The sequence below is a fragment of the Nocardia transvalensis NBRC 15921 genome (assembly GCF_000308875.1).
Classification (GTDB): Bacteria; Actinomycetota; Actinomycetes; order Mycobacteriales; family Mycobacteriaceae; genus Nocardia; species Nocardia transvalensis.
Genome location: NZ_BAGL01000125.1, coordinates 21,675 through 44,744 on the forward strand (window position 1 = coordinate 21,675; position 23,070 = coordinate 44,744).

Sequence of the window (23,070 nt, forward strand, 5' to 3'; positions counted from 1 at the left end):
GAGACGCTGAGCCGGCGCTCGGCGACCCAGCGGGCCGGATAACGCCAGTCCACACGTCTACCCGATCAGGAGAAGTCACCAGTGGCCATCGAGCACGAAGCCAAGATCCTCGATATCGACCCCGACACCATCGAGCGCCGCATCCGGGAACGAGGCGGACACAAACTCGGCGAACGCATCATGCGCCGCTACGTCTACGACATCACACCCGGCGACCAATCCAAGTGGATCAGGCTGCGCGACAACGGAACTGGCACCACACTCGCGGTCAAAGAGATCACCAGCGACGCCATCGACGGCACCCACGAAGTAGAGGTGAACGTGGACGACTTCGCCGCCACCAACACCCTGCTCGAGATGCTCGGCTTCACAGCCAAGTCATACCAGGAAACCAAGCGCGTCAGCTTCACCCTCGACGGCGCACAGCTCGAACTCGACACCTGGCCACGAATCCCGCCCTACCTGGAAATCGAAGCCGCCACCAAGGCCGACGTAATCCACACCGCCGAACTCCTCGGATACACCGAGTCCGACCTCACCGGCGAGAACACCATCAAGATCTACGCACGCCACGGCATCGACCTCAACACCATCCCCGAACTCCGCTTCTGACCAGGCCGTCGACTATCTCGCCATGACGGTTGGGCTCTCCGGCCGGGTCACCCCCGGGCTACCGCAAGCATCTCATCGATGGAGACGAACTTGACTCGGGGGCGGGCTGCGGCCGTGCCCAGATCGCGTTCGGCGGTGTCGATGGCGCGCCAGGCGGGCCAGTCGAGAGGGTGGAGGCCGCTGTCGGACATGGTGGTGCGCAAGGCTTCTCGGGTGCCTACCTCGCGGTTGAGGGTTCCGGTGGTGAAGTCGGTGAGGAGGGAGGTTACGGTTTCGGCGGCGCAGGAGCGGTTGGTGCCGATTACGCCTCGGGGGCCGCGTTTGATCCAGCCGGTGACGTAGACGCCCGGGATGGGGGTACCGGCACCGTCGATGACGCGGCCGTGTTCGTGGGGGATGGTGCCGGTGCTGGGGTTGTAGGGGAGGCCGTCGAGGGGGAGGCCGCGGTAGCCGATCGATCGGAGGACCAGGGAGGTGTCGATCGTTTCCGTTGTGGCTCCGTTGTTTTCGGTCGACTGCGTGACGGTGAGCCCCTGGACCCGGCCTTCGCCGGTGAATTCGGCGGGGGAGGCGGAGAATCGGAAGACGATGCGTTTGTTGCCGGGAGTGGTTGGGCGGGCGGCGAATTCGCGGGCGATCTCCAGTTTCAGGGCCGTCTCTACGTCGTCGTCGGGATGGGGGTCCAGGTCACCGCCGTCGATGACGACATCGATGCCGGGCAGGTGGCCCAGGGCGTGGAATTCGCCGACGGAGAAGGCGGCGTCGCGCGGGCCGCGGCGGCCGAGGACGACCACTTCTTCGACCCGGCTCTCCGACAGGGCTCGCAGCGCGTGGTCGGCGATATCGGTGGCGGCCAACGCATCCGGTGGCATGAGCAGCACCCGCGCCACATCCAAGGCAACATTGCCGTTCCCGATCACCACCACGCGCGGCGACGACAGATCGAATTCGCGGCCGGCATGGTCGGGGTGGCCGTTGTACCAGCCGACGAAGTCCGCGGCGGCGTGGTGGCCCGGCAGGTCGGCGCCGGGGATGTCGAGATCGCGGCTGGCGGAGGCGCCGACGGCGTAGATCACGGCGTGGTGGTGGGCGAGCAGGTCGGCGTGCGTGAGGTCGCGACCGATCTCGACATTGAGATGGCAACCGAAACGGCTGTCCGCGAACGCCTTGTCGAAGATCCGCACCACCGATTTGGTGCGCTGGTGGTCCGGCGCGACACCGGCCCGGATCAGGCCGAAGGGCGTCGGCAGCCGCTCGAACAGATCCACCTCCGCGCCGCTGTCCAGCAGTTCGGTGGCGGCGTAGCAGGCCGCGGGCCCCGCACCGACCACCGCGACCCGCAGTGCGCCCGGCGCGACCGGCCGGCGCGCGGCCACCGGTTCCAGCGGACCCGGTTCCAATGGATGGCGGCGGAAGTACTCGGCGTTCATATCGCGGAAGCGTTCCAGCTCCGGGGGCAGATCGAATTCGGAGTAGATCGCCTCCACCGGGCATTCGTCCACGCAGGCACCGCAGTCGATGCACGTCTCCGGATCGATGTAGAGCATCTGGGTGCCGGGTTCGGAGTCGGGATCGGCGGGCCGGATGCAGTCCACCGGGCACGCCGAGACGCAACTGGCATCCTTGCAGCAGTTCTGGGTGATGACGTAAGCCACGTCGACCTCCTCGGATGTGACCGTCAGGGCGTGGTGAGCCCGTGGGCGCAGAAGTTCCAGACCTCGTCGGCGGTGATGGGACGCGACTCGGCCGCGGTCGCGGTCGGCTGAGCGATGAACATGACGGTCTGCATGGTCAGCGCCGCCAGCCGGCGCGGATTCGCGCCGAGATGCAGGCGACCGTCGCGGTCGGCCTCGGTCAGCAACTCCGTGAACAACGCGAACAGCGCCGCGTGCGCGAGCCGGATCTGGGCCGGATGCGAACTCAGCAGCTGCGGCGCGAATTCGGTGAACAGCGGGCGGCGCGCGTGCGGATCGGGACGGCACAGCTGGAACAGCAGCTCCACGGCGGTACGGACCTTGTCCAGCGGGTGCGCGCTGTTGGCGGTGGCCGCCCGGATCTGATCGGTCGTGCGGCCGAGGGCGTCCTCGTACAGCGCCAGCAGCAGATCGTGTTTCCCGTCGAATTGCAGGTAGAAGCTGCGCAGCGACTGCCGGGAGCGGTCGACCACCTCCTGGACGGTGAAGTCCGTACTGCCCTTCTCGGTGATGATGGCCTGTGCGGAGTCCAGGAATCGCTGCACCCGCTGGCCCGCCCGCGCCTTGGCCGAGCGCAGGGAACGCTCCACCGCCCGCTGCTTCCAGGCGGGCAGCCGGTCGCCGTCGCCCGCCGGGTCGGCGTCCGGAGGGTACTCGCCGGTGTCGGTCATCGCCCCGGCCCCCCGTCCCGTGCCTCCGCGGAAGCGGGCGTCGCGGCTCTCGAGTCCCCAGAAGGTATTGCGGGGGAAGAAGACTCGGGGTCGCGCAGGACGGTGATCGCGTGCACTGGGCAGTCCAGCAAGGCGCGCAGGACGCCGTCGCGGTCGGCGGGGGTGACAGTGCCGTCGCCCTCGAGGGAGGCGTAGCCCCAATCGTCGAGGGAGAAGTGCCCGGGGGCGTGGCGTGCGCAGATGCCGAAGCCGTCGCACAGCGTCCGGTCGAGACGAATTCTCACGGGATCATCACCGCCTGGGCGTCGAAGGGGCGGTCGGCCAGGTAGATACCGTCCGCACAGGTCGCGCACCGGCCCGCGAGATGCGCGGCGACCTCGGCGTCGAACCGGGTGACCAGGGCCGCCGCGGCATTGGCGGCCCCGTCGAGGGTGCCGCAGGCGCCCCGGCCGCGCAGGACCACCGACCAGCGCCGCAGCCGGTCGACATCCGCCGCGGTGGCCCGCCCGTCGCGCAGGGCGGAGGCCGCCGCGGCCATGGCTGCGGTGCCGTTGAAACAGGAACCGCACTGGCCGGCGTTCTCGCGGTCGAAGTAGCTCAGCACGGCCGCGCCGACGGCGACGGGACACTCGCGGGTGAGCAGGGCGATCGCCCCGCAGCCGAGGCCGCTGCCGAGCGCGAGGATCGACGCGTGATCCAGTGTGGCGTCGAGTATTTCGCGTCCCACCGTCCCCGCGAAGTAGCCGCCCATGAGTGCGCCGCGCACATCCCGCGCGGGTACGCCGTGCAGGGCGAGCAGGTCGGCGAACGGTGTGCCGTGCGGGAGTTCGTAGAGCGCGGGGGAGCGGCCGGCACCGGTGACCGTGGCCAGGAAAGTGCCGGGAGATTCGGCCGTGCCGACGGTGCGGAACTCCGCGCCGCCGTGACGGTGCACGAACGGCAGGTGGGCCAGCGTCTCGACATTGCTCACCACCGTCGGCGACCCGCCGACGCCCTGCTCGAACGGGCGCGGGGGTTTGTCGGTCGGTTTCGCCGGGCCGCCGTCGATCGCGCGGATCGCCGCGGTCTCCTCCCCGGCGACGTAACCCGGTGCGACGGTGACGAGTTCGATCGCGACCTCGGTGATACCGGCCGTGTCGAGTTCGGTGAGCGCCGCGTCCACCCGCCGCGCGGACTCCTCGTCGGACACGTACACATACGCGCGGCGCGCGCCGGCGACGGCGGCGGCCAGGCGCAGCCCGTCCAGCACAAGATGCGGGCGGTTGCGCAGCAGCCACTTGTCCTTGACCGAGGCCGGTTCGCCCTCCTCGCCGTTGGCGACGACGACGGTCGCGCTCCCGCGCAGATGGGCGTCGCGCACCGTACCCAGCTTGATCGCGAGCGGGAACGCCGCGCCCCCACGCCCGCGCAGCCCGCTGCGCCGCACCTCGTCCAGTAACGCCTCCGCGGAGGCGAGCGGCCGATACCCCCCACCGGCCAGATACTCGGCGCAGTCCTCGACCGTGCCGAGCGGCCGCAGCAGGCGGGGCGTGCACCCCGGCAGCGCGGCCACGGTGAGCGCCCCGGTCGGCGCGAAGGTCTCTGGCATGGCAACCTCTCTCGGCGGAGACTCACTCGTCGGGAGTGCTTGGGGGACAGGGGTTCCCGGCCAACAGCGCGCCGGGAAAGTGGTGGGCGCGGCGTCGGGGAAAGTGGTGGGCGCGGCGTCGGGGACAGTGGTGGGCGCGGTGCCGGGGACAGTGGTGGGCGCGGTGCCGGGGATAGCGGCGTGCTCGGTGCCAGGGGCGGCGGCGGACCCCGCGCCGGGTGTGGCGGCGGGCTGCACGCCGGGGCTACGCTGGCGATCATGAGGACGGCGGTGGTGCGGGTCGATGTGGATCCGGCGGGGGAACTCGGCGGGGAGCAGGTGGCTCGGGGTTTGGGGGTGCTGCGGGAGAGTGCGGGGGCGCTGGGGGCCGAGGTGCTCGACAACGATGTGGTGAACAAGCCGCCGCGCCGGCGGGAGGTTCAGTTGCTGGTTACCGGGGAGGATGCGGAGGCCACCGTGCAAGAGGCGGTTCGGTTGTGCGCCAAGGCGTTCGGGACCGAGGCGGTGGCGGGGGTGGTGACCTTCGTGAGCCGGGGGACCGACGACGACGCGCACGGGGTGCTCGCGGGGTTCGGGCTGAGCGGTGACGTCGTGCGCGAGCCGGGGACCGACGGGTTCGACATCGTGCACGTGACGCTGCCCGAGGCCGACCTGGCGCGGGTGCCGGAGAGCCGGATCCACACCGCGCTGGAGGCGTCGCTGAACTGTGAGGTCCGGATCCGGACGCGGTGAGCGGCGCGGGCGACCGCCCGGCGCCGGTAGCGGATGACCGTCCATCAACTGTCCAGGAAAGACAGGATCGCCGGGGCCGCCTGCACCCACGTCTCGAAGAGGTTGTAGTGGTCCACCCGGCCCGACCCGCGGTCCTCGACAGCCCGCTCCCACGCGTCCTCGGGCCACGGCGGATCGATCAGCGTCGAGCCCTCGATCAGGCAGCTCACCTCGAGCGAGGTGCGCTTGGGATGGTCCAGATCGCGCGCGCCGCCGCGAATGATGAGGGTGGGCACCCGGATCCGGTCGAACATCTCGTCGTCCACCCCGGCGATGGTCTGCCCCGGCTTGGGCACGTAGGCGTTGAGCCACCGCAGCGACAGCTTGACGAACTCGTCCCGATCGAGATCCAGCAGGCGCTGCTTGTTGTCGGGGTTCTGCTCGATCCGCTCGCGCCACTCCCGCATCCGCGGCAGCCCCTCGGGCCCCGCGCCACGCACCACCTGCAAGCTCGGAAGTACATAGAACGCACCGAGATTGAACAGCCCGTACACCCCGCCGACGATGTTCCACAGCGCCAGCTTGGTGACCCGCTCCGGATAGAGCATGGCCGTCAGCATCGAATCGCGCGCGCCGCCCGACCCGCCCGCCAGCACGCACGGCTCGGCATCCAGCGCGTCGAGCAATCCGTTGAGAGTCTCGGCGCGCATATGCGATTCGGACTGCCCGTAGAACTGCACGTCCGAGGCCCCGCAGTTGGGACGGTCCCACAGCAGCACCCGGTAGCCGCCCGCGACGAGTGCTTCGGCCAGCGGGCGCAGGCCGGGCACGTCCGTTCCGAAGCGTCCCCCCGGTGTCAGGACGATGAGATCGCCTGAGCTGCCGAGTATTTCGTAGGCGACCTTGCCGCCGTTCACGACCACCGTGGGCATGCGACCTCCTTTCACGCCTGGACGATCACCGAATCACCGACGACCCGCACCGGATAGGTGCGAATGCTCCACTCGGGCTTCACCGCCGTCGTTCCGGTCGCGAGTTCGAATCCCCACTGATGCCACGGGCAGTAGATGAACTCCTGATCACGCACCATCACCTGGTCACCGGGCACAGAGTCGTCCACGACCGTGCGACCACGGGCCCGGCCGGAACACAGCGGCCCGCCTTCGTGCGGGCAGTAGTTCGCGATGGCGTAGTACGTGCCGTTGACGTTGTAGACGCCGACCCCGTGCCGCCCGATGGGCACCACCTTGGACGAGCCGGGTGGTATCTCGTCGACGGTCGCCACGACATGCTCGCGTCCCTGGGCCAGCCGGGGTTCCACAGGATCGGCCATCACAGCACCCGCCGCTGACCGTCGACGGCCGGCACCGACTCCGGAAGGTGATACGTCTCGATCCCGTTGCGGTACATGACATTATCGCGCGCCGCGACCGGCAGATGTTTCACCAGCCAGCGCGGATCGTCGAACGTCCAGTGCGGGTAGTCCGAGGAGTACAGCAGGATCTTGTCGGCCGACATCCACTCGAACGCCCGGGTCAGTTCGGTCTTGTCCTCGGGGTAGTCCAGCGGCTGGGTCGTGAACTTGATGTGGTCCTTGACGTACTCCGAGGGCTTGCGCCGGATCCCGGTGAACGAGCGCCGCGCCTCGTAGATGGCGTCCATCCGCCACATCAGCGGCAGGATCCAGGTGAAGGCGTGTTCCACGAAGACGATGCGCAGCGCCGGGAAGCGGTCGAAGACGCCGTCGAAGATCAGGCTCATGATCTGATTCGCCGCCAGCAGCGAGTACGTGACCATGAAATCGTGGTTGTAGCTGGGGAATCCGACCGGCGGCATGGGCATCGTCTCGTACGCGCCGCGGCCGAGATGGCAGCTGACCACGAGATCGTGCTTGGTGGCCGTCTCCCAGATCGGGTTGTACTTCGGATCGCCCCAGGCCGGACGCGGCTCGGCCTTGATCAGAATCTGCGCCATGTACGGATGCCCGGCCCAGTGCTCGATCTCCCGCACCGCGCCCTGCGGATCATCGATGGCGGCGCAGATCGATCCGCGCCACCGCTGATGCCAGTTGTTGGTCGAATCCAGCCAGTGATTGGCCAGCCAGTGATTGACGCCGGTCGCCATCGCCTGGGTGGCCTCCGGCAGGCGGGCCGCCTTGACCGTCGGCTCCAGGATCGCGATATCCGATCCGGCCTCGACGATCAGCTGCCGGAACGCGAGTTCCGGGTCGCTGCCGGGGAATTCGCCGCCCTCGGGGAAGGTGTCGGCGCGCATCGCGTAGGTGTGCGCGTAGTCGGGGGCGTCGTAGATGATCGTGTCGCCGACCCGGTGGCTCATGAAGTAGTTCGTCCGGAACGGTTCCGGGATGTACTCGACGAGCTCCCCGCGGCGCGGCACCGGATGGACGTCCGAGTCGACCACCCGGACGGCGACCTGTTCCGGTGCCGGGGCGCGGTGTTGCCGGTGTGCCAGCGTCATGGTCGTCTCCCTCTAGGTGGTAGCCGCGGCGGCGGGAACGTCGATGCCGTAGAGCCGGGACGCGTTGCGCCACAACAGCTTCTCGCGCTGTGCGGCGGTGAGCGCGGACGGCAGCGCGGCGGCGTCGGCGCAGTGCCGGTGCGGGTAGCTGGACCCGAACATCACCATGTCCTCCTTGCCGGTGAATCCCAGCCACTCGGAGGCGAAGTCGGTGTCGCCGGGCCCGTCGAGACCGCCCTGCACGAAGTAGACGTGGCCGGGCAGATAGTCGCTGGGCATGCGCGGCGCCCACGGCGTCTGCTCCAGATGCGGCCGGCCGAAGGTGTCCATGCGCCAGGTGAAGGGCGTCAGCATATCGGCGGCCCCGTCGGACCAGACGAACTTCAGCTCCGGTATCCGCTCGAACACACCCTCGGCGATCATGTTCATCAGGTGATAGATGTAGTTCAGCGACATGAAGCCGAGGTACTGCTCGTAGGTCCGGGTGTGCCCGGACGGCGTGGGCGGGAACGCGATACTCTCGCCGGTCTCGATATGCGCGGCCACCGGCAACCCGGCCGCGGCCGTCGCCTCCCACAGGGGCCAGAACTGCGGCTTACCGTACAGCTCGCGGGACTGTAGCGGGATGCCGACCTGCACCACGCCGGGATGGCTTGCCCACCTGTCGATTTCGCGCAGCGCGCCTGGGATGTCCTCCGGATTCACCCGGATCGTGCCCCGGTACCGGGAGGCGAACCGGTTCGACTCCAGCCACCGCGAGACCATCATCTCGTTGTGCGCGGACAGCATCGCCGTGGTCAGGTGCCGGTCGGGCAGGACGCCGCGGGTCATCGGGTGCAGGACCGCGACATCCACGCCGCGCTCGACGAACAGTTGCTCGCCGGCGAATTCGGGATCCGACCCCGGATACCCTTTGTTCGGTCCCCGCTTGCTCGGCCCGCGCGTGCCCTCGGCGTACTCCCCGCCCGGTGCGCCGTACCAATCCATCTCCGCATCGGGGATGCCGCGGCTGGCGAACGGCTCGCGCAGGAATCCGCGCATATCCCGGTTCGAGGCGAAGAAGATGTGCACGCTCGCGTCGATGACGGGGACGGCGGCGCCGCCGGGTGCCGTCCTCATTCGATACGCGCCCGATCGGGCCGCTCCGTCACCGGCGCGGCGAGTTCCTGCTTGTCACAGATCCGCTGCAACTTCTCCAGGGTCTCCTCGAGTCCCGGGCCCAGCCGCGGGCCTGGCGTGAAGGTGGCCGGCAGCTTGCGCATGCCCTGGATGACGCCGATGGTCTCGTAGTGCACGGTCCCCTCGGGGTCGCAGCGGTAGTCCGGCATCCGGTCCAGGACCGCGGTGACCATCGCCTTGAACACGGTGCGCGCCACATTCGAGCCGATGCAGCGGTGCACCCCGAGCCCGAAGCTGAAGTGCCGGTTGCCGCGCCGGTCCAGGATGACGTCGTTCGGGTCCGGGAAGACCTGCGGGTCGCGGTTGGCCATCGCCCACGACAGCCACAGGCGCTCACCCTCTTTGAACCGGGTGTTCTCGATCTCGAAGTCCTCGGAGATGGTGCGGCCGTCGCCCGGGGCGGGGGTGAAGTAGCGCAGGAACTCCTCGGTCGCCGAGTCGAGCAGGTGCTCGCGCTCGGTGCTGAGCAGGGTGCGCTCGTCCGGATGTTCCGACAGCCATTCCAGCGAGTGCGCGGTGAGCGCGGTGGTGGTGTCGAAGCCGCCGCCGATGAGCAGGCCCAGCATGCCGAGGATCTCGAGGTCCGGCGCCGGCTCCCCGTCGATCCGCAGCTTGATCAGCCCGTCCACCAGGCCGGGGCGCGGATTGGCCTTGATCTCGATCAGATTGTTCAACAGGTCCAGGCCCATGGCCCGGTGCATCTCCGCGACCCGCGCCGCATCGGGCGAATCCTCGGGCGTGTACACCGCCGCGTGCACCGGCTCGCTGTACATCGACCACTGCCGCAACGGGATTCCGAGCATGCCGAGGGTCAGGACGGCCGGGACGATATTGGCGAGGTCGTCGACGAAGTCGATGTGCCCGCTCTCGATCTTCTCGTCGAGGGCGGCCCGGACGATCTCGTCGACGACCGGCTCCCAGCGCTTGACCGCGGCGGGGGACAGATAGGGATTGAGGGCCTGCCGGTAGGTGCGATGCTCGGGATCGTCCATCTCCAGCATGCCGCCGCGCACGGCCTGCACGCGCTGCGCCGTCGGGATCGAAATCCCCTTGTAGCCCTTGCGTTCCCCGTTCAGGTCGTGGTCGTTGGAGACGTGCGGGCACCGGGCGAGTTCGAAGACCGCGGAGCTGCCCGCGGCCACCCAGTGCCCGTCGTAGGTCTCACTCCAGGCGACCGGGCACTTGGCCTGCATATCCTGGGTGATCTCCACGAACCGGTGCCGGTATTCGGGCGTGTGCCGGTCGAAGTCGTACCGGTTCTTCTTGCGGTCCGAATCGGCGACTGTCTCGTCGATGCTCACGATATCCATCCCTCCGCTGATCCCCGCAGATCAGATGTGGTAGTCGTACGACTTCAGGTAGCCACCACCGTCGACGCGCATCTGCGTGCCAGTGACGTACCGGGACTCCTCGGAGGCCAGGTACACGACGGCGTTGCTGATGTCCTCGGGCTCGACATAGGGGATGCGCATGGCCTGCTGCACACCGAAGACCGGTTCGGCATCCGCGCGGGTCGGATTCTCGAGGTCGGGCCGGAACGAGCGGTACATCGGCTCGCTCTGCAACATCGGGGTGTTGCAGTTGGTGGGGTGCACGACATTCGCGCGGATGCCGCGCGGCGCCAGCTGGCGGGCCAGTTCGTAGACGTACCCCGTCAGGGCGCGCTTCGAGTGCACGTAGGCCATGCCGCCCGGATCGTTGCCCGGGTTGTCGATCTTGTTGATGTCGATCAGCGAGGCGGTGGAGCCGGTCGCGATGATCGACGCGCCCTCCTTCAGATGCCCGAGGGAGACCTGGATGGCGTTGATGGTGCCGATCAGGTTCGTGTTGATCACGTCGATCCACGCCTGTAGAGCCGGCTGCCCCTTCATACCGGCGATACCGGCCTGGGCGACGACGATGTCGAGCCTGCCCAGTTCGCGAATCCCGTTGTCCACCGCGGCCTGCAGCTGCTCGGCGCTGCGCACGTCGGCCTTGGCCGTGACCACGCGCCGCCCGGTCTTGCTGACCAGGTTCGCGGTCTCCTCCAGATCTTCGGGCCGCGCGAGCGCGTAGCCGATGGTCGAGATGTCCTCGCACAGATCGATCGCGATGATGTCGGCGCCCTCTTCGGCGAGCCGGACCGCATGACTGCGACCCTGCCCGCGCGCCGCGCCGGTGATGAACGCGACCTTACCTTCGACACGTCCCACAGCTGACCCTTCCGTTCTCTGGTGCCGCTGCGCCGGCAGGCGCGGCGCCGGGTGCGCACGACAAAGGGTCGCAGCGGCCGTCCACTGGCAAGAATTTTCCTTGCAGTAGATGAGAACGTTACTCTTGAGAATCCTGTGCCGCAAGGTTTTCGGCGCGCAGCCGCCCGTCAGGGGATCGCTCGCTCCGCGTCATTAAAGCCGCTCGACCACGGAAGACTCGGGCCAATCTCGGTGAATGTGAGACTTCCGCTAGGTGAGAACGTTATTTTCGTCAACGTCAGAGACGGGCGTATTCGATGGTGCGTTCGGCCCGGAGAGGCGCCCGGTTCCCGGAACGAGGGAGACCCCGATGCGAACCGTCCCCGAACAGTTGCGAACCCGGTACGAGAGCGCGGGCTGGTGGCGTCGCGAGACGCTCGGCGACCTGCTGAACCGCGGCCTCGCCGCGGCCCCCGAGGCCGAATTCCGCGTTCATTCGCAGGTCCGGCCGTGGTCGGGCACCTTCGGCGAGGTGGAACTCGTGGCCCGCCGGCTCGCGGCCGGTCTGCGGGCGCGCGGGGTCGGCCCCGGCAACGCCGTCGCGTTCCAGCTGCCGAACTGGATGGAGGCCGCCGCGACCTTCTGGGCGGCGTCGCTGCTCGGCGCGGTGGTGGTGCCGATCGTGCACTTCTACGGCCGCAAGGAGGTCGCGCACATCCTCGAGACCGTGCGGCCCGCGGTCTTCGTCACCGCCGAGCGGTTCGGCCGGATGGCCTTCGATCCCGCTGTCTGCGCGGGGGTTCCGATCGTCGGCGTGGTCGGGGCGGATTTCGAGACGCTGCTGGCCGACGAGCCGCTGGCCGCCCCGGTGCCGGCCGATCCGGCCGGGCCCGCGCTCATCGCGTTCACCTCGGGGACGACGAGTGTGCCCAAGGGCGTGATACACAGCCACCAGACCCTGGGCTGCGAGGCCCGCCAGCTCGCCGAGCAGAACGCGCTCGATCAGGGGACGCATCTCACCGCCACCCCGGTCGGTCATTTCATCGGCATGATCGGCGCCTTCTTCCTGCCCGTGATGCGCGGCAAGCCGGTGCACCTGCTGGACGTCTGGGATCCGGGCCGCGCCTTGTCGCTCATGGAGAGCGACGGGTTGTCGATCGGCGGCGGTCCGCCGTATTTCGTGACCAGCCTGCTGGATCATCCGGACTTCGCTCCGAAGCATCTCGACCACTTCCGTCATGTCGGGCTCGGCGGCTCGTCGGTGCCCGTCGCGGTCACCCGCCGGCTCACGGATCTGGGCCTGATCGCGTTCCGGGCCTACGGCAGTACCGAACACCCCTCGATCACGTCCTCGCAGTTCACCGCGCCGGAGTTCGAGCGCCTGTCGACCGACGGCCGTCCGATGCCGGGCGTGGAGATCCGGCTGGCCGAGGACGGCGAAATCCTCAGCCGCGGGCCGGATCTCTGCCTCGGCTACACCGACGAGGCGCTGACCGCGCGGATGTTCGACGCCGACGGCTGGTATCACACCGGCGATATCGGCGTACTCGACCCCGGCGGCTGTCTCACGGTCACGGATCGCAAGTCCGACATCATCATTCGCGGCGGGGAGAACGTCAGCGCGCTGGAGGTCGAGGAGGTCCTCGCGGGGATGGCCGAGGTGGCCGAGGCCGTGGTCGTGGCGGTCCCGGACGACCGGCTGGGGGAGGCCGTCGCCGCCGTCCTGCGCATCCGGCCGGGTCGCGAGCTGCCCGAGCTGGATGCCGTCCGTGCGCGTTTCGCGGCGGCGGGGGTGGCGCGGCAGAAGTGGCCGGAGCGATTGTTCCAGGTCGAGGACTATCCGCGGACCGCCAGCGGCAAGGTCCGCAAACATCTGATCCGTGAGCGGATTGCCACATCCATCTGACGAGAATATGATTCTACTCATTCGCGAATGGAGGTCTCATGAATTCTCGCGCAGGATCCGCCGGTTCGCGGGACGGCGAGGTCACCGTCGACGTCGTCGTCCTGGGTAGCGGTGCCGCGGGCCTGACCGCCGCGCTCACCGCCGCCGTGCGCGGCGCCTCCGTGGCCGTCTTCGAGAAGGCGGCCACCGTCGGCGGGACGAGCGCCGTATCGGGTGGCATCGCGTGGATTCCGGCGCACGACCGGTCCCCGGACGGTCCGCTGACGATCGCCGACGCGCTCAGTTACCTGCATGCCCAGTCGCTGGGGTCGATGGACGACGAACTGGTCGAAACCTTCGTGCGCACCGGCGCTGCGATGGTGGAGTTCGTCGAGGCGCACAGCGGGACGCGGTTCGAGATCGCCGACGGCTTCCCGGATTACAAGCCGGAGCTGCCCGGCGGGCGTCCGGGCGGCGGCCGCTCGCTGAGCCCGGTCGCGTTCGATCTCGCCCGGCTCGGCGAGTGGCGCGACCGCATCACCGCCTTCCCCGCCGACTGGAGCAATGTGGGTTTCGACGCCGAGACCCGCGCCCGGCTGCACGCGGGCGCGACGGACGCTTCGGCTGATCTGTGTGTCGCGGGGACCGCACTCGTCGCCGGACTGCTCGCCGGTGTCCTCGACGCCGGGGTCGCGCTGCACACCGGCGCGCGGGCGGTGGAGCTGATCGCCGACGGACGGACCGTCACCGGCGTCCGGATCGCTTCCGAGACAGGTGATTTCACGGTTCGGGCCCGCAACGGCGTGGTGCTGGCGACCGGCGGCTTCGAATGGGATCCGGATCTGGTCCGCGCCTATCTGCGCGGTCCGATGCACGGCCCGGTGTCTCCGCCGAACAACACCGGCGACGGCCTGCGCATGGCGATGGCGCGCGGGGCGGATCTCGGCACCATGAGCGAGGCGTGGTGGGTGCCGGTGGTGCGCATTCCGGGTGACACCATCGAGGGCAAGCCGCGCAGCCGCAGCGTGCGCCTGGAGCGGACCCGGCCGCGCAGCATCATGGTCAACCGCGCCGGAAGGCGGTTCGTCAACGAGGCGTCGGAGTACAACTCGATGGCGGGCGCTTTCCATTACCTCGACCCCAAGGGTGGATACGTCAACGATCCCGGCTGGATCGTGTTCGACGCCGAGCACCTGCGGCGATACGGATTCCTGGGCGTCGCGCCCGGCGACCCGGTGCCCGAATGGTTCTGCGAATCGGCCGATCTCGCCGAACTGGGCGCCAAGAACGGTATCGACCCGGAAGGGCTCACCGCGACCGTCTCCGACTGGAACGGCTATGTCGCCGCGGAGGCCGACCCCGACTTCGGCCGCGGCGCGAGCGCGTACGACGGCTGGTGGGGCGACGAGAACGCGGCCACCCCGGCGGGCCGCACCCTCGGACCCATAGACACAGCCCCCTATTACGCGGTGCCGGTCACCGTCGGCGCCATGGGCACCAAGGGCGGCCCGCGCACCGATCGCGACGGCCGGGTGGTGCACGTCGACGGCACCGTGATTCCCGGCCTGTTCGCCGCGGGCAATGCCATGGCTGGCGTCACCGGCCGGGCCTACGGCGGCGCGGGCGGGACCATCGGGCCCGGCATGGTGTGGGGCTTCCGCGCCGGCCACACCGCCGCGACCGGTAAATCGGTCGATTCCTGAGCAGCAGCGGAGGTTACGAGTTGTCGGAACACGAGAGCATCTGGAGCGATCTCCAGGGCGTCGCCTTCACCCAGGGCTACCTGGATGTCGACGGCGTGCGCACCCGCTACCTGCACGCGGGCGATACCAACGCCCCGGCCCTGATCCTGTTGCACGGGTCCGGCGGCCACGCCGAGGCGTACGTCCGCAATCTGGAGTCGCACTCCGAGCACTTCTCCACCTGGGTGATCGATATGCTCGGCCACGGCTACACCGCGCGGCCCGGCCATCCGCTGGAGATCGATCACTATGTGGCGCACCTGATCGCCTTCCTCGACGCGGTCGGCGTCCGGAAGGCCGGCATCAGCGGTGAGTCGCTGGGCGGATGGGTGGCCGCGCGGACGGCGATCGACCACCCGGACCGCGTCGAGCGCCTGGTGCTCAACACCGCCGGCGGATCGCAGGCCGATCCGGAGGTGATGCGGCGCATCGTCACGCTGTCGATGGCGGCGGTCACCGATCCCACCTGGGAAACCGTGCAGGCCCGCATCAAGTGGCTGATGGCCGACAAGTCCAAGGGCTACGACGATATCGTGGCGAGCCGCCAGCGCATCTATCGGCAGCGCGGCTTCGTCGACGCCATGCGCGACATCATGGCGCTACAGGATCCGGAGATCCGGCAGCGAAACCTGCTGGGGCCCACCGAGTACGGCAAGATCACCGCGCCGACGCTGGTGCTGTGGACCAGCGACGATCCGACCGCCGATGTCACCGAGGGCCGCCGGATCGCCTCGATGATTCCGGGCGCGCGTTTCGAGGTGCTGCCCGACTGCGGACACTGGCCGCAGTACGAGGACCCGGAATCGTTCGACGCCCTGCATCTCGACTTCCTGCTGGGTGGCTGACCGTGCCCGAACAGAACGATGCTGCTGCAACGGCTTCGGCGACCGATGTCGATGTGCTCGTCGTCGGCGCGGGGCCGGTGGGGCTGACGCTGGCGAATACGCTGGGCATGTACGGGGTGCGCACCCGGGTGGTCGAGGAGCGGGCGACGCTGATCGACTATCCGCGCGGTGTGGGGCTGGATGACGAGTCGCTGCGCACCTTTCAGGCGATCGGGCTGGTCGAGCGCATCCTGCCGCACACCACGCCGAATCAGATCATGCGGTTCGTCGATGGCAAACGCCGGCTGCTCACCGAGATCGCGCCCACCGACGCGCCATTCGGCTGGCCGAAGCGCAACGGGTTCGTGCAGCCGCTCGTGGACGCGGAACTGCTGGCCGGGCTGGACCGGTTCCCGGGCGTCGAGGTGGTGTGGGACACGGCCGTGACCTCCTGTGCCGAATCCGGCGACCGGGTATCGGTAGAATTGGCGTCCCCGGCCGGATCGTCCACGGTCACAGCGCGTTACGTCGTCGGCTGCGACGGCGGGCGCAGCGCGACCCGGCGGCAGATGGGCGTGACGTTCGACGGCACCACCGCGCCGACGCGCTGGCTGGTGGTCGATCTCGCGTCGGATCCGCTGGGGCACCCCAATGTCGAGGTCGCCGCCGATCCGGCGCGGCCGAACGTCTCGGTGTCCATCGCGCACGGCATCCGGCGCTTCGAATTCATGATCCACGACCACGAGCCCGACGAACTCGCCGAGGACCCGGATTTCCTGGCCCGCCTGGTGGCTCCGTTCGTCCCGCATCCCGACCGGCTCGAGGTCATCCGGCATCGGCTCTACACCCACCACTCGCGGATCGCGGGCTCGTTCCGCCGGGGCCGCCTGCTGCTGGCCGGCGATGCCGCGCACCTGATGCCGGTGTGGCAGGGGCAGGGCTACAACAGCGGTATCCGGGATGCGGCGAATCTCGGCTGGAAGCTCGCCGCCGTCGTGCAGGGCCACGCCGGGGACGCCCTGCTCGACAGCTACGACACCGAGCGGCGCAAGCACGCCCAGGCCATGATCGACCTCTCGACCATGGTCGGCCGGGTGATCTCGCCGACCGACCGCAAGGTCGCGGCGGTCCGGGACGCCCTGGTCCGGGCCGCGGCCGCGGTGCCGCCGGTGCGGCGCTACGTGCTGGGCATGCGGTTCAAGCCGATGCCGCGCTACGAGCGCGGCGCGGTGGTGCACCGCTGGTCCCGGTCGCCGAACTCCGCGGTCGGCACGCTGTTCGTGCAGCCCCGCGTCGATACCCGCGACCACGCCGACGTCCTGCTCGACGATGTGCTCGGGCCCCGGTTCGCCGTGCTGTGCTGGAACAACCGGCCCCGCCGGGTGCTGGGCGAGGCGGCGTTCGAGCAGTGGAAGGCGCTGGGGGCCAGGTTCGTCGAGCTCCGCCCGCGCACGCAGCTGGGGTGGACCGGGCACGACGATCCCGATGTCGTGGTGGTCGGCGATCGCACCGGCGCGCTCAAACGCTGGTTCGACGGGCAGCACGATTCGGTCGTCTTCCTGCGCCCCGACCGCTGTGTCGCGGGGGCGACCATCGCGCAGCTGGCCCCGGAGCTGAGCGCGGACCTGCTCACCACCCTCGCCCTGGTCCCGGGAGGAGGTTCCGATGCCGCTGGCTCTGTGCTGCGTCTCGCACAGCCCTCTGCTTGACCTCCCCGGGCCGGATGCCGAGCTGCGCGAGGACATCGAATCGGCGCTCGACGCGGCCGCCGATTTCGTGCGCGAGTTCGATCCCGAACTGGTGGTGACGTTTTCGCCCGATCACTACAACGGCTTCTTCTACAACCTCATGCCGCCGTTCTGTATCGGTGCGGCGGCCAGCGGGGTGGGCGACTACGGCACCCACACCGGGCCTCTGGATGTTCCCGCGGAGTTGGCCCGCGATCTGGCCGAGGCTGTGCTGGGGTCGGGTGTCGATGTGTCCCTGTCGATGACCATGCAGGTCGATCACGGCACGGTGCAGCCTATTCAGCGGCTGCTCGGCACGGCGACCGCGCGGCCGGTGATCCCGATCTTCGTGAATTCGGTTGCGGTTCCGCTCGGGCCGTTGCGCCGGGCACGGGCGCTGGGTGCCGCTGTGGGCACGTATCTGGCCACGCTCGGCACGCGGGTGCTCATCGTCGGATCCGGTGGGCTGTCGCATGATCCGCCCGTTCCCACGCTCGCCACCGCGAGCGGTCCGGTGCGTGAGCGCATCGTGCACGGCGGGGTGATGAGCCCCGAGCAGCGTCTCGCCCGGCAGGATCAGGTGATCGCGGCGGCCCGCGAATTCGCCGCCGGGGAAGGGCCTTCGCGCCCGCTCAACCCCGACTGGGACCGCAGCGTCCTCGACATTGTGGACAGTGGCCGGCTCGACACATTCGACGCCTGGGCCAACCCCTGGATCACCGAGACAGCCGGCAACTCGGCGCACGAGATCCGCACCTGGGTGGCGGCTTTCGCGGCGCTCGCCGCCCAGGGCCCGTACCGGACCACCGTGCGGTACTACCGCCCCGCCCCCGCGCTGATCGCCGGATTCGCCGTGCGCGCGGCGCTGCCGGTGCGGGACCTCGACACCGACCCGGACAGGAGGCGACCGTGACCACCGAATCGACCGGCACCGCAGCCGGTTTCGACCGCTCCGTGGACGTCCTCGTCATCGGCTCGGGCGGCGGCGGTCTCACCGCCGCGCTCGCCGCCGACGACGCGGGACTGTCCACCCTCGTGGTCGAGAAGGCCTCGCACTACGGCGGATCCACCGCGCTGTCGGGCGGCGGCATCTGGGTGCCGAACGCCCCGGCGCAGGTCCGCGACGGATTCTCCCTCGATCCGGACGAGGTCGTCGGGTACCTGCGCGAGATCACCGGCGGCCTGGTCACCGACGAGCGGCTGCGCGCCTACGTGGACAAGGCGCCGGAGATGATGGAATTCCTGGAGCGCAGCAGCGCCTGGCTGGAATTCGTGTGGAAGCCCGGCTACGCCGACTACTACCCGGAACTCCCCGGCGGCTCCGCGCAGGGCAGCACCATCAACGTGCCGCCGATCGATCTGCGCGAACTCGGGCCCGACGAGGAGCAACTGCTGCACCCGCTGGCGCTGGCGCCGAAGGGAATCTGGCTGGGCCCCAAGGATCTTCGCCTGTTCTACCAGGTGCGCCAGAACTGGCGCGGCAAGGCCGTCATGGTGAAGCTGATCTGGCGGATGTTCCGGGCCCGCGTGTTCGGCGACCGGATCGCCGCCATCGGGCAGTCGCTGGTGGCCCGGCTGCGACTGGCGTTGCGGGAGCACGATATTCCGCTCTGGCTCGACGCTCCCATGACCTCGCTGATCACCGCCGAGGACGGCACGGTCGTGGGCGCGGTCATCGAGCGCGACGGCGAGAAGCTGCGCATCCGCGCTCAGCGCGGCGTGATCCTCGCGACCGGCGGTTTCGACCACGACATGGCCTGGCGCAAGGAACACGAGCCCGTCATCGACCAGGACTGGAGCTTCGGCAATCCGGTCGCCACCGGTGACGGCATCCGCGCCGGGCAGCAGATCGGCGCCGCCACGGACCTGCTCGACGAGGCCTGGTGGTTCCCCGCGATCCAGTGGCCCGACGGCCGCATGCAGTTCATGCTCAACGAGCGCATGATGCCCGCGCAGTTCATCGTGAACGGCGCGGGGGAGCGGTACATCAACGAGGCCGCACCCTATATGGATTTCGGCCACGCCATGATCGAGGGCCAGAAGTCGGGGGTCGCGCACATCCCGAGCTGGCTCATCACCGACGCGCGCTCGTGGCGCAAATATGTGATCGCCGGACATCTGCCGCTGCCGCGCATCCCGTTCGCGCCGGTGCCGACCGGATGGAAGATCCCCCCGGCCTGGCTCGAATCCGGTGTGGTCGTGGCCGCGAACTCGTGGGACGACCTGGCCGCCAAGATCGCCGTGCCGCCGGATCGGTTGCGCGCCACCGCGGCCCGCTTCGACGAACTCGCCCGCAAGGGCCACGACGACGACTTCCAGCGCGGCGACAGCGTCTACGACAACTACTACGGTGACCCGACGCTGCCCAACCCCAACCTGGCGCCGCTGGGAGACCCGCCGTACTACGCGTTCCGGATGGTGCCGGGCGATCTGGGCACCTCGGGCGGTCTGCGCACCGACGAGCACGCCCGGGTGCTGCGCGAGGACGGCACCCCGATCCCCGGTCTGTACGCGACCGGTAACACGTCCGCGGCGGTCATGGGCCGCAGCTACGCCGGTGCGGGCGCGACCATCGGGCCCGCGATGACATTCGGATATCTGGCGGCCCGGCACATCTCGACGTCCCATTCCAACGGAGGAAGTACATGAAGATCTCGCTGTTCTACGAATTCGCCCTGCCGCGGCCGTGGACCCACGACGACGAACGGGAAATGTTCCAGGACGGGCTGGCCGAGGTGGAGGCCGCCGACAAGGCGGGATTCTCCACCGTATGGCTCACCGAACACCACTTCCTGGAGGAGTACTGCCACTCCACCGCGCCGGAGATGTTCCTCGCCGCGGCCAGCCAGCGCACCAAGGACATTCGCCTCGGCTTCGGTGTCATGCACATGCCGCCGGCGATCAACCATCCCGCCCGTGTGGCCGAGCGCGTCTCGACCCTGGACCGGATCTCCGGCGGCCGTGTCGAATTCGGCACCGGTGAGTCCTCGTCGGTCGGTGAGCTGGCCGGATTCAACATCGATCCCGCCGACAAGCGCGGCCAGTGGGAGGAGGCGCTCGACGTCGCCATCCGCTGCATGATCGAGGAGCCGTTCACCGGCTTCAAGGGCAACCACATCGAAATGCCCGCGCGCAACGTGATTCCCAAGCCGCAGCAGCTGCCGCACCCGCCCGTGTGGGTGGCGTGTACCCGGCCGTCGTCGGTGCAGATGGCCGCGCAGAAGGGTCTGGGCGCGCTGAGCTTCGCCTACACCGGTCCCGGCCCGCTCGCCGAGCGCGTCCGCGGCTACTACCAGGAGTTCGAGGACAAGGCGGAACCGACCATCCCGCAGCTCAATCCGAACATCCTGGCCATCGGCGGCGACCTGTCGATGATGGTCGCTCCGACCGACGAGCAGGCCCTGAAGCGGCTCGGCGTCGGCGGCGGATTCTTCTCGTTCGGCATCATGCACTACTACATGACCGGCCAGCACACGCCCGGCCGCACCGGCGTGTGGGAGCGCTACCTGGACGCGGTCAAGGAGGACGAGACGCTGGCCTACGGCCCCGGCCGCGGCGCCATCGGCTCGCCCGACACCGTGCGGGAATTCCTGCGCGGCTACGAGGAGAGCGGCGTCGACGAGATCATCCTGCTGCTCAACCCGCGCAGCCACGAGGGCACCATGGAATCCATCGAGCTGATGGGCAAGCACGTGCTGCCCGAGTTCATCGAGCGGGACGAGAAGGCCGTGGCCGCCAAGGCGAAGCGGCTCGAGCCGGTCATCGAGAAGGTCGAGGCGCGGCGCAAGCCGCTGGCCTCGCCGCCCTTCGACCCGGACTACGCGTTCGGCGGCCTGCCGACCGGTCGCGGCGGCAAGTTCACCGCCAGCGAGATCCCCGAGGCCATGGCCGAGATCAACGAGGGCCGGGTGCAGGCGGCTCAGCGCGCCAAGGACGAGCAGTAGCGGTCCGGCCGCGAGGACGAGGTGCCTGACATGGTGGACGAACTGTGGCGCTACGACGGCCGGCGGGTCGCCGTGACCGGCTGTGCCTCCGGCATCGGCGCGTGCGTGGCGAGTCAGGTCCGTGACCTCGGCGGCGAGGTCGTGGGACTCGATATCGCCACGCCCACAGCGGAACTCGACGAGTTCCACCGGATCGACATGTCGGACGCCGCGTCCATCGACCAGGCCGTCGAGGCCGTCGGCCCGGTCGACGCGCTGTTCAACGTCGCCGGGGTGTCCTCGGGGATCGGCGATCCGATCCGGGTCGTCACGATCAACTTTCTGGGGCTGCGCCGGTTCACCGACGCGGTCGTGGCGGGCATGGCCCCGGGGGCGACCGTCGTGAGCGTCTCCTCGCTCGCGGCGGCCGGGTACCTCGACCACCGCGAGCAGGCGTCCGGCCTGCTCGGAACCACCGATATGGCGGACGGAATCGCTTGGTGCGAAGCACATCCCGACGCCATCGCCGACGGCGGCTACCGGCTGTCGAAGGAAACGCTCATCTACTACACGATGCGGCAGGCCGTCCCCCTCGGGGCGCGCGGCATCCGCATCAACTGCACGGGTCCGGGCGTCACCGAGACGCCGATCCTGGACCAGCTGCGGTCGGCGTACGGGCCGCAGTATCTCGACACCATCCCCAAACCGCTCGGCCGGGTCTGCGAGCCGGCCGAGCAGGCGGCCGTCCTGGTGTTCCTCAACAGCGGGGCCGCGAGCTATGTGACCGGGCAGGTGCTGTGGGTGGACGGGGGCAATGTCGCCGCCCGAATCACTGAAGGAGAGACATAGTGGCCAGCCTGACCGAATTCCGGCGCGTCGCCGAACGGGTGCGCAACTGGGGCCGTTGGGGCGCCGAGGACGAACTCGGCACGCTCAACTTCATCACCCCGGACAAGATCGCCGCCGCGGCGGGACTCGTGCGGCACGGCCGGGTGTTCCCGCTGGGGGTCGACTTCGACTCCTCCGGGCCGCAGGGCGCGTTCAAGTTCCGGCAGAATCCGGTGCACGTGATGACCGTCGACGGCGGTGACGCGAGCACGATGGCCAAGTACGGACCGGCCTGGGCGCGCAACGGTTTCGGGCAGGAGTTCGGCGGCTTCTTCGCCGGCGAGGACAACCCGTTCCGGTTCAACGACGACATGATCGTCATGCCGCTCCAGGCCGCCACCCAGTGGGACGCGCTGTCGCACGTCTACTACGACGAGCAGCTGTACAACGGCTTCCCGGCGGATTCGGTCACCAGCGCGGGCGCCTTCCACCTCGGTATCGAGAAGGTCGACGGCAAGGGCATCACCACCCGCGGCGTGCTGCTGGATGTGGTCCGGCACCGCGGCGCGGACGTCTTCCTGGAGCCGGGTAATCCCATTACTCCGGACGAACTGGACGAGGTCGCCAGGGCCCAGGGCGTCGAGGTCGGGCGCGGCGATATCGTGCTCGTCCGCACCGGGTGGTGGTCGCGGTTCCAGGAGACCGGCGACGGCGGCGAACCGTACTCGGGCCTGGATTGGATGTGCGCCACGTGGTTGCACGAACGCGAGGTCGCCGCGGTGGCGGCCGACAACCTGATGGTCGAGGACGTGGTGTCCGGCGTCGAGGGCACCTTCCTGCCGATGCACATGCTCTGCCTGCGGGATATGGGCCTGATGCTCGGCGAGTACTGGGATTTCACCGCGCTGGCCGCCGACTGCGCGGCCGACGGGGTCTACGAATTCCAGTTGATCGCACCGCCGCTGCGGTTCGTCGGCGCAGTGGGCTCCCCACTCAACCCCATCGCCATCAAGTAAGCAATGCAGGAGGTTCCGGCC

General features: G+C 69.3%; 21 protein-coding genes. 11 read left to right on the forward strand and 10 right to left on the reverse strand.

The window, feature by feature from the left end; all coding sequences use genetic code 11:
* Positions 1 to 81: 81 nt before the first annotated feature.
* Positions 82 to 612 (forward strand): class IV adenylate cyclase, encoded by a 531-nt coding sequence (locus ON41_RS34165; protein WP_040752632.1) that lies wholly within the window; start codon positions 82 to 84, stop codon positions 610 to 612.
* Between the two features lie 47 nt (positions 613 to 659).
* Here the strand turns inward: ON41_RS34165 and ON41_RS34170 are convergent, their stop codons facing one another.
* Genes ON41_RS34170 through ON41_RS34185 form a run of 4 tightly spaced genes read right to left on the reverse strand, consistent with a single transcriptional unit; the run spans position 660 to position 4,565 of the window.
* Complete coding sequence (locus ON41_RS34170) at positions 660 to 2,267, reverse strand: FAD-dependent oxidoreductase (protein WP_040752634.1); 1,608 nt, start codon at positions 2,265 to 2,267, stop codon at positions 660 to 662.
* Between the two features lie 23 nt (positions 2,268 to 2,290).
* A complete protein-coding gene (locus ON41_RS34175) occupies positions 2,291 to 2,977 on the reverse strand; it encodes a TetR/AcrR family transcriptional regulator (protein WP_051163142.1) in 687 nt (228 codons plus the stop codon).
* Positions 2,974 to 3,261 carry a ferredoxin gene (locus tag ON41_RS43690; RefSeq protein ID WP_083905832.1) on the reverse strand — a complete coding sequence of 96 codons (288 nt, stop codon included), beginning with the start codon at positions 3,259 to 3,261 and terminating at the stop codon, positions 2,974 to 2,976. The genes ON41_RS34175 and ON41_RS43690 overlap by 4 nt, the downstream gene beginning before the upstream one ends.
* Complete coding sequence (locus tag ON41_RS34185; protein ID WP_040752636.1) at positions 3,258 to 4,565, reverse strand: NADH-ubiquinone oxidoreductase-F iron-sulfur binding region domain-containing protein; 1,308 nt, start codon at positions 4,563 to 4,565, stop codon at positions 3,258 to 3,260. The genes ON41_RS43690 and ON41_RS34185 overlap by 4 nt, the downstream gene beginning before the upstream one ends.
* A 258-nt stretch (positions 4,566 to 4,823) precedes the next feature.
* Between ON41_RS34185 and ON41_RS34190 the strand changes: the two genes are divergently transcribed.
* The gene (locus ON41_RS34190; protein WP_040752807.1) at positions 4,824 to 5,297 is read left to right on the forward strand and encodes a hypothetical protein; all 474 of its coding nucleotides are present in this window, start codon (positions 4,824 to 4,826) and stop codon (positions 5,295 to 5,297) included.
* Positions 5,298 to 5,341: 44 nt separating this feature from the next.
* Here the strand turns inward: ON41_RS34190 and ON41_RS34195 are convergent, their stop codons facing one another.
* Genes ON41_RS34195 through ON41_RS34220 form a run of 6 tightly spaced genes read right to left on the reverse strand, consistent with a single transcriptional unit; the run spans position 5,342 to position 11,125 of the window.
* Positions 5,342 to 6,208 (reverse strand): alpha/beta fold hydrolase, encoded by an 867-nt coding sequence (locus ON41_RS34195; RefSeq protein WP_040752638.1) that lies wholly within the window; start codon positions 6,206 to 6,208, stop codon positions 5,342 to 5,344.
* An 11-nt stretch (positions 6,209 to 6,219) separates the two neighbouring features.
* A complete protein-coding gene (locus ON41_RS34200; protein ID WP_040752639.1) occupies positions 6,220 to 6,609 on the reverse strand; it encodes a Rieske (2Fe-2S) protein in 390 nt (129 codons plus the stop codon).
* Positions 6,609 to 7,754 carry an amidohydrolase family protein gene (locus tag ON41_RS34205; RefSeq protein ID WP_040752641.1) on the reverse strand — a complete coding sequence of 382 codons (1,146 nt, stop codon included), beginning with the start codon at positions 7,752 to 7,754 and terminating at the stop codon, positions 6,609 to 6,611. The genes ON41_RS34200 and ON41_RS34205 overlap by 1 nt, the downstream gene beginning before the upstream one ends.
* 12 nt (positions 7,755 to 7,766) lie before the next feature.
* The gene (locus ON41_RS34210) at positions 7,767 to 8,873 is read right to left on the reverse strand and encodes an amidohydrolase family protein (RefSeq protein WP_040752643.1); all 1,107 of its coding nucleotides are present in this window, start codon (positions 8,871 to 8,873) and stop codon (positions 7,767 to 7,769) included.
* Complete coding sequence (locus tag ON41_RS34215) at positions 8,870 to 10,234, reverse strand: cytochrome P450 (RefSeq protein WP_040752808.1); 1,365 nt, start codon at positions 10,232 to 10,234, stop codon at positions 8,870 to 8,872. Before ON41_RS34215 ends, ON41_RS34210 begins: the two co-directional genes overlap by 4 nt.
* 30 nt (positions 10,235 to 10,264) lie before the next feature.
* Complete coding sequence (locus ON41_RS34220) at positions 10,265 to 11,125, reverse strand: mycofactocin-coupled SDR family oxidoreductase (protein ID WP_040752645.1); 861 nt, start codon at positions 11,123 to 11,125, stop codon at positions 10,265 to 10,267.
* A 349-nt stretch (positions 11,126 to 11,474) separates the two neighbouring features.
* Here ON41_RS34220 and ON41_RS34225 point away from each other — a divergent pair, with 349 nt between their 5' ends.
* The 9 genes from ON41_RS34225 to ON41_RS34265 are packed head-to-tail and all read left to right on the forward strand — an operon-like array spanning position 11,475 to position 23,049.
* Positions 11,475 to 13,010, forward strand: coding sequence for an AMP-binding protein (locus tag ON41_RS34225; protein ID WP_040752646.1), 1,536 nt, complete (start codon positions 11,475 to 11,477; stop codon positions 13,008 to 13,010).
* A 38-nt stretch (positions 13,011 to 13,048) separates the two neighbouring features.
* Entirely contained in the window at positions 13,049 to 14,692 is a 1,644-nt protein-coding gene (locus tag ON41_RS34230) for an FAD-dependent oxidoreductase (RefSeq protein ID WP_051163144.1), read from the forward strand.
* Positions 14,693 to 14,712: 20 nt separating this feature from the next.
* Positions 14,713 to 15,576, forward strand: coding sequence for an alpha/beta fold hydrolase (locus tag ON41_RS34235; RefSeq protein ID WP_040752648.1), 864 nt, complete (start codon positions 14,713 to 14,715; stop codon positions 15,574 to 15,576).
* 2 nt (positions 15,577 to 15,578) lie between these two features.
* A complete protein-coding gene (locus ON41_RS34240; protein WP_040752649.1) occupies positions 15,579 to 17,264 on the forward strand; it encodes a bifunctional 3-(3-hydroxy-phenyl)propionate/3-hydroxycinnamic acid hydroxylase in 1,686 nt (561 codons plus the stop codon).
* Positions 17,221 to 18,195, forward strand: coding sequence for a 3-carboxyethylcatechol 2,3-dioxygenase (locus tag ON41_RS34245; RefSeq protein WP_051163145.1), 975 nt, complete (start codon positions 17,221 to 17,223; stop codon positions 18,193 to 18,195). The genes ON41_RS34240 and ON41_RS34245 overlap by 44 nt, the downstream gene beginning before the upstream one ends.
* Complete coding sequence (locus ON41_RS34250; RefSeq protein ID WP_040752650.1) at positions 18,192 to 19,931, forward strand: FAD-binding protein; 1,740 nt, start codon at positions 18,192 to 18,194, stop codon at positions 19,929 to 19,931. Before ON41_RS34245 ends, ON41_RS34250 begins: the two co-directional genes overlap by 4 nt.
* Positions 19,928 to 21,226: an LLM class flavin-dependent oxidoreductase gene (locus tag ON41_RS34255; protein WP_040752652.1), complete on the forward strand. Its 1,299-nt coding sequence runs from the start codon at positions 19,928 to 19,930 to the stop codon at positions 21,224 to 21,226. The genes ON41_RS34250 and ON41_RS34255 overlap by 4 nt, the downstream gene beginning before the upstream one ends.
* Positions 21,227 to 21,256: 30 nt before the next feature.
* Entirely contained in the window at positions 21,257 to 22,054 is a 798-nt protein-coding gene (locus ON41_RS34260; RefSeq protein WP_040752653.1) for a coniferyl-alcohol dehydrogenase, read from the forward strand.
* The gene (locus tag ON41_RS34265) at positions 22,054 to 23,049 is read left to right on the forward strand and encodes a cyclase family protein (protein ID WP_040752655.1); all 996 of its coding nucleotides are present in this window, start codon (positions 22,054 to 22,056) and stop codon (positions 23,047 to 23,049) included. Before ON41_RS34260 ends, ON41_RS34265 begins: the two co-directional genes overlap by 1 nt.
* Positions 23,050 to 23,070: the final 21 nt, after the last annotated feature.